The following is an 11017-nucleotide window of genomic DNA, read 5'->3' as shown; positions in this document are numbered from 1 at the left end:
ATTATCGCCAATGCGGCAAGGAGCCCTCGTGCCCACAGTTGAAATGGAACGTCGCCAGGTGGTGGTGATCGGTGCCGGTCCGTCCGGGGCTATCGCCGCCGCGCTGTTGAAGCGCAAAGGGCATGATGTATTGATCATCGAGCGCCAGCACTTTCCGCGGTTCTCGATTGGCGAAAGCCTGCTGTCGCACTGCATCGACTTTATCGAAGAAGCCGGCATGCTCGACGCGGTGCAGGCCGCCGGTTTCCAACTGAAGACGGGAGCGGCGTTTGCCTGGGGCGAGCGCTACAGCGCATTTGATTTCAGCGATACGTTCAGCAACGGCAAACCCACCACCTTTCAGGTGCAGCGCGGCGATTTCGACAAGTTGCTGGCCGACCAGGCGGCGCTGCAAGGCGTGGAGATCCGCTACGGCGAAACCATCGTCGGCGTGGACTTCAAGGGCGAGTGCCGCTACCTGCACGTACGCCGCGAAAACGGCAGCGAATACCACCTCAAGGCCAAGTTCGTGCTCGATGCCAGCGGCTATGGCCGCGTGTTGCCGCGCCTGCTGGAGCTGGATTTGCCTTCGGATTTCCCGGTGCGCCAGGCCGTGTTCACTCACGTTGAAGACCGCATCGAACACCCAGGCTTCGACCGCACCAAGATCCTGGTCAGCACCCACCCGACCCAGCGTGATATCTGGTTCTGGACCATCCCGTTCAGCAATGGCCGCTGCTCGGTGGGCGTGGTCGCCGCCAAGGAGCACTTCGATGGCCGCGACAGCGACCTCGACGCGTGCCTGCGCAGTTTTATCGACGAAACCCCAAGCCTGTCCAGCGTGCTGCAAAACGCCGTGTGGGACACCCCGGCGCGCACCATCGGCGGCTTTGCTGCCAACGTCAAAACCCTGCACGGTCCGGGCTTTGCGCTGCTGGGCAATGCGGCGGAATTCCTCGACCCGGTGTTTTCTTCGGGCGTGACCATCGCCATGCGTTCGGCGAGCATGGCCGCCGGTCTCTTGCATCGCCAACTCACGGGCGAAACGGTGGACTGGCAAACCGAATTTGCAGAGCCCCTCAAGCGCGGTGTCGACACCTTCCGCTGCTACGTCGAAGGCTGGTACGCAGGGACCTTCCAGGATGTGATTTATCACCCCGACAGCTCGCCGGAGATCCGCCGGATGATCTGCTCGATCCTGGCAGGCTATGCGTGGGATGAACGCAACCCGTTCGTCAGCGAGCCTAAGCGGCGGTTGCGGATGCTGTCAGAGATTTGTGCGGGTGAGTCGGTATGAGCAGTCAGTACTTGAGTAAAAACTACGTCGAAGAGACCAGGTTCGGCTTCTGGTTCCTGCGCAGCCACACTTGGCAGCACCATGTATTGCGCGTGGCGATCAACGACCTGCGCAGCTTGTTCACCGACCCGCTGCCAGACGCGCCGGTGTTGCTGGACGCCGGTTGCGGCCAGGGCAAGTCGTTCCAGTATCTGCAGCAGGTGTTCGCCCCCCAGCACCTGATCGGCCTGGATGCCGACCCCCATAGCCTAGAACTGAGCAAGGCCGAAGCCGCGCGCCAGGGCATGGCCGTGGAACTGATCGGCAGCGACTGCGCCACCCTCGATGTGCCGGATGCCAGTGTGGATATCCTGTTCTGCCACCAGACCTTCCACCATCTGGTTGAACAGCATCGCGCCCTCAAGGAGTTCTACCGCGTGCTCAAGCCCGGGGGCTACCTGCTGTTTGCCGAGTCCACCGAAGCCTATATCGACACCTGGGTGATCCGCTGGTTGTTCCGCCACCCCATGCATGTGCAGAAAAGCGCCGAAGAGTACCTGCAGATGCTGCGCGAGCAGGGCTTTGAGTTCGGCCCACAGAACGTGTCGTACCCGTACCTGTGGTGGAGCCGTTCCAGCGACTTCGGCCTGCTGGAACGCTGGGGCCTGCGCAAGGCACCGCCGGTGGGCCAGCGTGAAGAGACCTTGGTCAATTGCGTGGCACGCAAACCCTTGGCGAGCGCTACCCCATGATGCGCCTGCTGCTGATCGGCTGCCTGTTGCTGCTGAGCGCCTGCGCCAGCCAACCACCGCTGCCCCAGAAACCTGCGGCCCTGGCCCTGCCGATGCAATTGCATGTGCAGCGCCTGGCCGACGGCCAACGCCAGGACTGGCTGCTGGTGATCCAGCGCGAAGGCGGCGGCATCCGTTGGTCGATGATGGACCCGCTGGGCATCCCCCAGGCCCGACAAAAGCTGATCGATGGCCAATGGCAGGCCGACGGCTTGCTGCCGCCCAACCCCCAGGCCCGCGAGCTGTTTGCAGCGCTGCTGTTTGCGCTGGCCTCGGCCGATGACCTGCGCGCGCTTTACCCAGACGCACAAGCCAGGGACCTGACGCGCACCCTGCCCGGCCATTGGCAGATCGTGTACCAGTCATCCGAGGTGTTCAGCGTAAACATGAGCGGGCAGGCCCTGAGCTACCGCATTACACCGCTTGGGGCCGCACGATGACTGCCTACCTCAACGCCCTGGGCGTGATCTGCGCCCTCGGCCGTGGCCAGGCCGACGTTGGCCGCAGCCTGTTTGCCGGTGACTGCTCAGGCATGCGCGCCGAAAGCGGCTGGGTGCCGGAGCGCGTACTGCCGGTGGGTAGCGTGCCAGGCGAACTGGCGACCATCCCGTCAGAGCTGGGCCAGCAAAGCAGCCGCAATAACCAGTTGCTGCTGGAAGCGGCGCTGCAGATCGAAGGTCAAATTCGCCAAGCGATCAGCACCTACGGCACCTCACGCATCGGCGTTGTCCTGGGTACCAGCACCTCGGGCATCGACGAAGCCAGTCGCGGCATCGCCCATTACCTGCGCGAAAGCCAGTTCCCCGGTGACTACGACTACCAGCAACAGGAACTCAGCGCGCCGGCCAACTTCCTGGCCGACTGGCTGCAACTGAGTGGCCCGGCCTATGTGATTTCCACCGCCTGCACCTCCAGCGCCCGCGCGCTGATGAGCGCCCAGCGCCTGCTGGACCTGGGGGTGTGCGATGCGGTGATCTGCGGCGGCGTCGACAGTTTATGCAAGCTGACCCTCAACGGGTTCAGTGCGCTGGAAGCGGTGTCGAACGAGCGCTGCAACCCGTTTTCGGCAAACCGCAATGGCATCAATATCGGCGAGGCGGCGGTGTTGTTCCTGATGACGCGGCAACCGGCGCCTATCGCCCTGCTGGGCAGCGGCGCCAGTTGCGATGCACACCATATTTCCGCGCCCGAGCCCAGTGGCAAAGGCGCGTTGCAGTCGATGCGCAAGGCCCTGGCGAGCGCCAAGCTTGCACCCGAGCAGATCGGCTACCTGAACCTGCACGGCACCGCCACCCAGCACAACGACGCCATGGAAAGCCTGGCCGTCGCCAGCCTGTTCCCGCAAGGGGTGACCTGTTCGTCGACCAAACCCATGAGCGGCCACACCCTCGGTGCTGCCGGCGCACTGGAAGCCGCGTTCTGCTGGCTGAGCCTGGCCCACGGCGTGGTGCCGCCCCATGTATGGGACGGCCAGGCCGACCCGGCCTTGCCCGCCCTGCAATGGGCACGTAACGGCGCCCCCCTGGAAAAACGCCGCTTGATGAGCAACTCGTTTGCCTTCGGCGGCAATAACGTCAGCCTGATTATCGGAGAGGCCCCATGACCCCTTGGCCACTCGCCGAATTACTGCCCCATGCCGGCGACATGATCCTGATCGACCAGGTGCTGTCGTTCGATGACGAGCAGATCCACACCCGCCTGACCGTCAAGCCCGGCGGCCTGTTCAACCGCCCGGACGGCAGCCTGCCAGCCTGGGTCGGCATCGAGCTGATGGCGCAAAGCGTCGCTGCCTACGCGGGGTGCCGTGCGCGCCAGAAAGGCGAAGCGGTGGAGCTGGGCTTCCTGTTGGGCACACGCAAATTCGAATGCAATGTGGAGCACTTTCCCGCAGGCGCCGAGCTGACCATCCACGGCCTGCGTTCGCTGGAAGACGACAACGGCATGGGTGTGTTCGAATGCCACCTCACTGGTGAAGGTATCCAGGCCAGCGCCCGCTTGAACGTATTCCGACCGCCCCAGGCGGCCAACTATTTAGATGAATCGAAGGACGAAACGCCATGACTGAATCCGTACTGGTCACCGGCTCCAGCCGTGGTATCGGCCGCGCCATTGCCCTGCGCCTGGCCCAGGCCGGCCATGACATTGTGCTGCATTGCCGCAGTGGCCGTGCCGAAGCGGACGCGGTGCAAGTCGAAGTTCAAGCGTTGGGCCGCAAGGCACGGGTGCTGCAATTCGATGTGGCGGACCGGGCTGTGTGCAAGCAAATCCTGGAAGCGGATGTTGAGCAACACGGCGCCTATTACGGCGTGGTGCTCAACGCCGGGCTGACCCGCGACGGTGCGTTCCCGGCCTTGTCCGAAGACGACTGGGACGTGGTGATGCGCACCAATCTCGACGGTTTCTACAACGTGCTGCACCCGGTAATGATGCCGATGATTCGTCGTCGCGCCGCCGGACGCATCGTGTGCATCACCTCGGTGTCGGGTTTGATCGGCAACCGTGGGCAGGTCAACTACAGTGCTTCCAAAGCCGGGTTGATCGGTGCGGCGAAGGCGCTGGCGATTGAGCTGGGCAAGCGCAAGATCACCGTTAACTGCGTGGCGCCGGGCTTGATCGATACCGCGATGCTGGATGAAAACGTGCCGGTGGAAGAATTGATGAAGATGATCCCGGCGCAACGCATGGGCACCCCGGAGGAAGTCGCCGGGGCGGTGAATTTCCTGATGTCGGCCGAGGCTGGCTACATCACCCGCCAGGTTCTGGCTGTGAACGGAGGCCTGTGCTGATGAAGCGCGTCGTAGTCACCGGCATGGCCGGCATGACCTCCCTGGGCGGCGATTGGGACACCATCTCGGCGAACTTTCGCGCCAATCGCAGCGGCATTCGCCGCATGGACGAGTGGGATCGTTTTACCGAATTGAACACACGCCTGGCCGGGCCGATCGACGACTTTGCAGTGCCGGCCCACTGGACCCGCAAACAGCTGCGCAGCATGGGCCGGGTCTCGCGCCTGGCGGTGTGGGCGGCGGAGCAGGCGTTGCAAGACGCGGGTCTGCTGGGCGATGAGTCGATCAAGGACGGGCGTATGGGCGTGGCCTGCGGCTCGTCCACCGGCAGCACCGACGAGATCAAGGCCTTCGGCAATATGCTGCTGAACTCGGTGGCCGAGGGGCTGAACGCCAACTCCTATGTGCGCATGATGCCCCACACCACGGCGGCGAATATCAGCATCTTCTTTGGCCTGACCGGGCGGCTGATTCCCACCTCCAGCGCCTGCACCAGCGGCAGCCAGGGCATTGGATACGCCTATGAGGCGATCAAGTTCGGCCGCCTGCCCTTGATGCTGGCCGGTGGCGCGGAAGAACTGTGCCCCACCGAAGCCATGGTGTTCGATGCGCTGTACGCCACCAGCCTGAAAAACGATGCGCCACAAACCAGCCCCCGCCCCTATGACGCCGGCCGCGATGGCCTGGTGATCGGTGAAGGCGGCGGCATGCTGGTGCTCGAAGAACTGGAACACGCCCTGGCCCGTGGCGCGCATATCCATGCCGAGCTGGTGGGTTTTGGCAGCAACGCCGACGGCCAGCACACCACGCGCCCAGAGCAGAAAACCATGCGCCGGGCGATGGAACTGGCGCTCGAAGATGCGGGGCTGACCCCAGATGCCATTGGCTACGTGAATGGTCATGGCACGGCCACCGACCAGGGCGACATCGCCGAAACCCTGGCCACCAGCAGCCTGTTCGGCAGCCGCATGCCCATCAGCTCGCAAAAGAGCTTCCTGGGCCACACCCTGGGGGCCTGCGGGGCGTTGGAGTCGTGGTTCAGCATCGAGATGATGAACCGCAATCAGTACGTGCACACCTTCAACCTGGCGTCCGTCGACCCGCAATGCGGCGAGCTGGACTACCTGCAAGGTGAATTCCGCGAGATGCACCACGACTACGTGATGAACAACAACTTTGCCTTTGGCGGCGTGAACACGTCGCTGATCTTTCGCCGCTGGTCCTGACTTTTGAATCGATTGGAGAATACGGAATGTCTTCCTTGCTACGCGCTACCCTGATCACCCTGGCCCTGTTGACCACCGCCGGCTGTACCAACAAGCCGATCCTCAACACCCAGCACGAACTGCCGGCCAACACCCAGGTCAGCGAAGAAAAGGTCAAAACGATCATCGTCAACGCCCTGCAAAAGCGCAATTGGACGGTGCAACGCCTCAGCCCGCAGCTGGTACAGGCCGAGATCAACGTGCGTAACCAGTTCTACGCCGCCATCGACATCCGCTACACCCGCAACAGCTACGCCATCACCTACCGCGACAGCCGCGACCTGGGCTACAAGGACGGCAAGATCCATCGCAACTACAACCGCTGGATCAGCATGCTGGACCGCGACATCATGGCGGCGTTGCGTAGCAATGGGGTGAATGTGTCGGATACGTCGGGGCAGAACTGATACTGTCATACCTTCAGAAACGACAAAGGGCGCCTTTCGGCGCCCTCTTCACAAACAGGTTGGCTTGTCATCGCCGCTTCCTGCCTGGCTCTGCGATGGCTGGTTGCCCAGGATCCTAAGAGTCTCACAAGCCCCTTGCGGGAACGTGGGCAGTATGCCTGAAAACACTTCGCCTGCAATCGGTGGCTAAACGCCGCTCGTCTGTCACCAAGCTCATCACAACCCAAGTGCACTGCGCACCGCCGCTTTTATTAAATGAAACTGCTCGCTGGTGAGTTCTGCGATTTTGTAAGTTCGTTTGCCCTGGCGGTCTTTGCTTTTGATCCTATCGAGTCGCCCCAGGCTCACCGTTGCCACAATGTCACATTTCGCCCAACAGATCGGGCTCGCGCCTTGAAGATGACTGTCGAGCTGTAAATGATGCTCCAGAACCGTCTTTGGTGCAGTAGTGCTCAGCGGCACCACTGTCACCAGCAACTTATTGGTTCGGTGCTTGCGTATCACAATCACGGGCCTGATCTTGATGATTTCAGGGATTTCATAACCCCGAAAGTCACAAATCAAAACACTGCCCTCCTTGGGCTGATAGAGAAGTGCCATCCATACCACTCGCTTGATAAAAAGCGATTTTGCGCAATTTTTCGGCGAACCACTAAGGCGGGTGCGTTACCTGATATGTGACCGAACCTACACCGCCGCCTCACGCGTCAACAACTCCACAAACGCCTCTGCCATCGGCGTTTGCCCCCCCTTGCGCTGCACCAACCACACCGCCGTCATCGCCTCCGGGTCCAGCAAGGTGCGATACACCACGCCATCAATCCGGATGCGCTGGTAAGACGCCGGCAGCACCGACACCCCCAACCCCGCCGCTACCAGGCCGATGATGGTCATCGCCTCGCCCGCCTCCTGGGCGAAGTGCGGGCTGAAGCCGGCGTCGCGGCACAGGCTGAGTAACTGCGCGTAGAGCCCACTGCCATAGCTGCGCGGAAAAAACACGAAGGGCTCCTCCGCCAACTGCGCCAGGTGCAGGCCGCGTTCAGTGCCGTGTACCAACGGGTGCCCGGCGCTCAACACGGCAACCAGCGGTTCGCGCATCAGCTCAACGACGCTCAAGGAATCGGGCAACGGCAATGGCCGCATCAAGCCCACTTGGATCGACTCATCCACCAACGATTCAGCCACTTCGGTGCTGCTCATTTCCTGCAAATTCAAGTGCACCGCAGGGAACGCCTGGCGAAACGCAAAGATTGCCTTGGGGATACTGGCGTTGAACGGCGCCGACGAGGTGAAGCCGATCTTCAATTCCCCCAGTTCCCCCAACTGCGCCCGTCGTGCTACATCCGCAGCCTTATCCACCTGGGCCAGCACCAGCCGCGCCTCGTGCAGGAACAAACGCCCCGCCTCACTCAGCTCGACCCGACGATTGGTACGCTCGAATAACCGCGCGCCCACCTCCTGCTCCAGGGCCTGGATCTGCTGGCTCAACGGCGGCTGCGAGATGCCCAGCACCTGCGCGGCCCGGCCGAAATGCAGTTCTTCGGCGACCGCGATGAAGTACCGCAAGTGACGCAATTCCATGCAAACCTCATTAGGTCGTAAAAGCTCTTAAACAGGTCGAACAATATATTGGAAAGAATCATTAGCCAGCTATATTCTTTTTTGCATTGCCGGTCCTGGCACGCTCTTACCTCCCGAGGTCCCCCGTGAATCCTGCTGTCGCTCCACTCGCACAAGAAGTCCCGCCCACCGCCCTGGATGAAGTCGTCGCCCAGCTCAACGACGCGTTCATCGAAAAAGGCACGCCGATGTTTATGCGCACGGTGCTGGCGCTGTTCTGCGGTGGTTTCGCGACGTTTGCCCTGTTGTATTGCGTGCAGCCGATGATGCCGGCGCTGTCCCATGAGTTTTCGATCAACGCGGCGCAAAGCAGCCTGATCCTGTCGGTGGCCACGGCGATGCTGGCGCTGGGCCTGCTGATCACCGGGCCGATCTCCGACCGCCTGGGGCGCAAGCCGGTGATGGTCTGCGCACTGTTCTGCGCAGCGCTGGCCACCATCGCCAGCGGCCTGATGCCGAACTGGGAAGGGATTTTGCTGATGCGCGCATTGGTGGGCCTGTCGCTCAGCGGGCTGGCCGCCGTAGCGATGACCTACCTGAGTGAAGAGATCCACCCGCAGCACATCGGCCTGGCCATGGGCCTGTACATCGGCGGCAATGCGATTGGCGGCATGAGCGGGCGCTTGATCATGGGCGTGCTGATCGACTTCGTCAGTTGGCACACCGCCACATTGATCATCGGCGCCCTGGCGCTGATCGCGGCCACGGTGTTCTGGAAAATCCTCCCCGAATCGCGCAACTTCCGCGCCAGCAGCCTCAAGCCACGCAACCTGCTGGACGGTTTTGTCATGCACTTCAAGGACGCGGGCCTGCCCTGGCTGTTTCTTGAGGCCTTCCTGCTGATGGGCGCGTTCGTGACCCTGTTCAACTACATCGGTTATCGCCTGTTGGCCGATCCGTATGACTTGAGCCAGGCCGTGGTGGGCCTGCTGTCGCTGGTGTACCTCTCGGGCATCTACAGCTCGGCGAAGATCGGCTCCCTGGCCGACCGCCTCGGCCGTCGTCGTGTGCTGTGGGCCACCATCGTGCTGATGCTCTCTGGCATGGTGCTGACCCTGTTCACCCCGCTCTGGCTGATAGTGCCGGGCATGCTGATCTTCACCTTCGGTTTCTTCGGCGCCCACTCGGTGGCCAGCAGCTGGATCGGCCGCCGTGCGGTGAAAGCCAAGGGGCAGGCGTCGTCGCTGTACCTGTTCAGCTATTACGTGGGCTCAAGCGTTGCGGGGACAGCGGGTGGGTTCTTCTGGCACTTCGCAGGCTGGAACGGCATCGGCGCATTTATCGTGGCGCTGTTGCTGGGTGCGTTACTGGTGGCCTTGAAGCTGGCAAAATTACCGCCATTGGCCAAGGTCTAGAGCACCAGTCGCGCTTCCAGCAGGTTGTCGCGTTTCTCCAGGGTCAGCATCTGGAAGGCCCCGGCCTCTCGCTCCAGTTGCGCCAGCCACGTCAGCAGGGCTTGTGCATCGCCGCTGAGGGTCAGGCGCAACTGATCGCTTTCAACTTCAATCTGCTGCAGGCTCAGCCCTGCCGCCTCTGCGCTCTGGCTGATCTTCGAGGCCTGCGGCGCCCCTTGAGCCTGCAATGCCGAGCCTGGTTGGGCCTGCTTCAACTGCTGCGCCAATGCCAACTGTCGCTGGTAGCGCTGCTCGGCGCTGACCAGCCGCTGCTGGCTGGGCTGCCACGCCATCAGGTACAACAGCAGGGCGATCAAAAACCACGCCAGGGCGCCCAATAAAAAACGCTCGCGAGGGGCCAGCGCTTTCCAGGCGTGAAGGCCTTGCATCACCTTGGCCCTCATGATGCGTCCTCCAGCATCAACACCGCCTGCACCCGGCTGCCTTCCTTGCTGGCATTGCCCACACGCACGGGCATGCCACTCAATTGCCCGCGTTCACGCAACTGTTCCAGCTCGCTGAAACCGTGGGTGGTCAATTGGATTTTCCAGCCTTCACCGCGACGAAACTCAATACGCTCGACATTCACATCCCCCCCTCCCACCACCTGCTCGGTAAGGCTGACCAGGCGTGCCAACGGTGTTTCAGGTGAGTGGGCACGCGTGCCTTGCAAGGCCTTGAACTGTGCGGCGAGATCGACAATTCGAGCCTGCTCCGGGTACAGCGCCTGGAAGTGCTCGACGCTTTGCGCATAAAGCTGTTGCGCCTGGGTTTCAACGTGCTGGATACGCATCTGCATAAACCCCCAACCCAACGTGAACATCATGGCAGCTGCCAGCGCGGCCGTTGGCCAGGGCCAAGGCTGGCGGGTGCGGGCAAACTCGCCTTGCAGCAGGTTGATCGACGGCCCCTGGCCCCACAACGCTTGCTCGATCACCTCACGGCTCTGGGCGTCGTCCAACCACTGCAAGGGCTCCCCCAACAAAGGTTCCAGCGCTTTGAGTGCCGACTCGGACAACGCCAGGCGCACCGGAGCGCCCAGTACCCGGCGCCCCTGCCAACTCACCGCCGCGTGGCCGTCGGCAGGCAGCACATCGGCATCCACATGCACGCTGCAAACGTCGATGCCCAGCGAGGCCAGCAGTTGCAGCAGCGCCTTGAAGCGCGCCTTGTGCGTCACCAGCACCGTGTAACACCCTGCCGCGTCCCGCCGCCCGGCACAGACATGCAGGCCGTCGAGCTCTTCGCCCAGTTGCTCCTCGATGGCGAAGGCAATCGCCTGGGCGCTGGGACGACGCCTTGAAGGCCAGGGTTCGCTGCGCAGGCCACTGCACATTTCCATCGGCAACAGCAGGTCAACCTTCTGCCCCCTCAATAACAGGGACGCATCGATCAGGGCCATCTGGCAGCTATCAACGCCTGCCTGCCGGACGCAACACGGCCATTGCCCCGACGGCGTGGCCAGGCCTTCGGCACTCAAATGCAGCCAGGTATTCATC

13 protein-coding genes are annotated in these 11017 nt (G+C 62.5%); 9 read left to right on the top strand and 4 right to left on the bottom strand.

Annotated features, from left to right (window positions below; genetic code table 11):
* The first annotated feature begins 28 nt into the window (after positions 1-28).
* Genes DYL59_RS11060 through DYL59_RS11025 form a run of 8 tightly spaced genes read left to right on the top strand, consistent with a single transcriptional unit; the run spans position 29 to position 6504 of the window.
* Entirely contained in the window at positions 29-1276 is a 1248-nt protein-coding gene (locus tag DYL59_RS11060) for an NAD(P)/FAD-dependent oxidoreductase (protein WP_238340664.1), read from the top strand.
* Positions 1273-2007, top strand: coding sequence for a class I SAM-dependent methyltransferase (locus DYL59_RS11055; protein WP_135289214.1), 735 nt, complete (start codon positions 1273-1275; stop codon positions 2005-2007). The genes DYL59_RS11060 and DYL59_RS11055 overlap by 4 nt, the downstream gene beginning before the upstream one ends.
* Positions 2004-2486 carry a hypothetical protein gene (locus DYL59_RS11050; protein WP_135289242.1) on the top strand — a complete coding sequence of 161 codons (483 nt, stop codon included), beginning with the start codon at positions 2004-2006 and terminating at the stop codon, positions 2484-2486. Before DYL59_RS11055 ends, DYL59_RS11050 begins: the two co-directional genes overlap by 4 nt.
* Positions 2483-3649: a beta-ketoacyl-[acyl-carrier-protein] synthase family protein gene (locus tag DYL59_RS11045; protein WP_135289213.1), complete on the top strand. Its 1167-nt coding sequence runs from the start codon at positions 2483-2485 to the stop codon at positions 3647-3649. Before DYL59_RS11050 ends, DYL59_RS11045 begins: the two co-directional genes overlap by 4 nt.
* Positions 3646-4107, top strand: coding sequence for a hotdog family protein (locus DYL59_RS11040; protein WP_135289212.1), 462 nt, complete (start codon positions 3646-3648; stop codon positions 4105-4107). Before DYL59_RS11045 ends, DYL59_RS11040 begins: the two co-directional genes overlap by 4 nt.
* Positions 4104-4832, top strand: coding sequence for a 3-oxoacyl-ACP reductase FabG (gene fabG / locus DYL59_RS11035; protein WP_135289211.1), 729 nt, complete (start codon positions 4104-4106; stop codon positions 4830-4832). The genes DYL59_RS11040 and fabG overlap by 4 nt, the downstream gene beginning before the upstream one ends.
* Positions 4832-6058: a beta-ketoacyl-ACP synthase gene (locus tag DYL59_RS11030; protein WP_135289210.1), complete on the top strand. Its 1227-nt coding sequence runs from the start codon at positions 4832-4834 to the stop codon at positions 6056-6058. The genes fabG and DYL59_RS11030 overlap by 1 nt, the downstream gene beginning before the upstream one ends.
* A gap of 26 nt (positions 6059-6084) precedes the next feature.
* Positions 6085-6504 (top strand): hypothetical protein, encoded by a 420-nt coding sequence (locus DYL59_RS11025; RefSeq protein WP_135289209.1) that lies wholly within the window; start codon positions 6085-6087, stop codon positions 6502-6504.
* Positions 6505-6720: 216 nt separating this feature from the next.
* Here the strand turns inward: DYL59_RS11025 and DYL59_RS11020 are convergent, their stop codons facing one another.
* Both DYL59_RS11020 and DYL59_RS11015 read right to left on the bottom strand, forming a co-directional pair.
* Positions 6721-7104, bottom strand: a complete 384-nt coding sequence (locus DYL59_RS11020; RefSeq protein WP_135289208.1) for a type II toxin-antitoxin system PemK/MazF family toxin — start codon at positions 7102-7104, stop codon at positions 6721-6723.
* Positions 7105-7191: 87 nt separating this feature from the next.
* The gene (locus DYL59_RS11015; RefSeq protein WP_135289207.1) at positions 7192-8085 is read right to left on the bottom strand and encodes a LysR family transcriptional regulator; all 894 of its coding nucleotides are present in this window, start codon (positions 8083-8085) and stop codon (positions 7192-7194) included.
* A gap of 173 nt (positions 8086-8258) precedes the next feature.
* Here DYL59_RS11015 and DYL59_RS11010 point away from each other — a divergent pair, with 173 nt between their 5' ends.
* Positions 8259-9479, top strand: a complete 1221-nt coding sequence (locus DYL59_RS11010; protein ID WP_420359279.1) for an MFS transporter — start codon at positions 8259-8261, stop codon at positions 9477-9479.
* Here the strand turns inward: DYL59_RS11010 and gspM are convergent.
* Positions 9476-9922 (bottom strand): type II secretion system protein GspM, encoded by a 447-nt coding sequence (gspM, locus tag DYL59_RS11005; protein WP_238340663.1) that lies wholly within the window; start codon positions 9920-9922, stop codon positions 9476-9478. The two genes, DYL59_RS11010 and gspM, sit on opposite strands and share 4 nt — an antisense overlap.
* On the bottom strand, positions 9919-11016 hold the full coding sequence (gene gspL, locus DYL59_RS11000; protein WP_135289205.1) for a type II secretion system protein GspL: 1098 nt from the start codon (positions 11014-11016) through the stop codon (positions 9919-9921). The genes gspM and gspL overlap by 4 nt, the downstream gene beginning before the upstream one ends.
* Between the last annotated feature and the right edge of the window lies 1 nt (position 11017).

Origin of the sequence: Pseudomonas kairouanensis (assembly GCF_004682055.1) — a bacterium.
Lineage (GTDB): Bacteria > Pseudomonadota > Gammaproteobacteria > Pseudomonadales > Pseudomonadaceae > Aquipseudomonas > Aquipseudomonas kairouanensis.
The sequence above is the reverse complement of the archived record's forward strand: the minus strand, read 5'-3'. Positions and strand labels throughout refer to the sequence as shown.

Coding starts and splice junctions, on each gene's coding strand:
- DYL59_RS11015 (WP_135289207.1), bottom strand. CDS start 8,085: ATGGAATTGCGTCACTTGCGGTACTTCATCGCGGTCGCCGAAGAACTG.
- DYL59_RS11040 (WP_135289212.1), top strand. CDS start 3,646: ATGACCCCTTGGCCACTCGCCGAATTACTGCCCCATGCCGGCGACATG.
- DYL59_RS11030 (WP_135289210.1), top strand. CDS start 4,832: ATGAAGCGCGTCGTAGTCACCGGCATGGCCGGCATGACCTCCCTGGGC.
- DYL59_RS11050 (WP_135289242.1), top strand. CDS start 2,004: ATGATGCGCCTGCTGCTGATCGGCTGCCTGTTGCTGCTGAGCGCCTGC.
- fabG (WP_135289211.1), top strand. CDS start 4,104: ATGACTGAATCCGTACTGGTCACCGGCTCCAGCCGTGGTATCGGCCGC.
- gspM (WP_238340663.1), bottom strand. CDS start 9,922: ATGAGGGCCAAGGTGATGCAAGGCCTTCACGCCTGGAAAGCGCTGGCC.
- DYL59_RS11055 (WP_135289214.1), top strand. CDS start 1,273: ATGAGCAGTCAGTACTTGAGTAAAAACTACGTCGAAGAGACCAGGTTC.
- gspL (WP_135289205.1), bottom strand. CDS start 11,016: ATGAATACCTGGCTGCATTTGAGTGCCGAAGGCCTGGCCACGCCGTCG.
- DYL59_RS11025 (WP_135289209.1), top strand. CDS start 6,085: ATGTCTTCCTTGCTACGCGCTACCCTGATCACCCTGGCCCTGTTGACC.
- DYL59_RS11020 (WP_135289208.1), bottom strand. CDS start 7,104: ATGGCACTTCTCTATCAGCCCAAGGAGGGCAGTGTTTTGATTTGTGAC.
- DYL59_RS11045 (WP_135289213.1), top strand. CDS start 2,483: ATGACTGCCTACCTCAACGCCCTGGGCGTGATCTGCGCCCTCGGCCGT.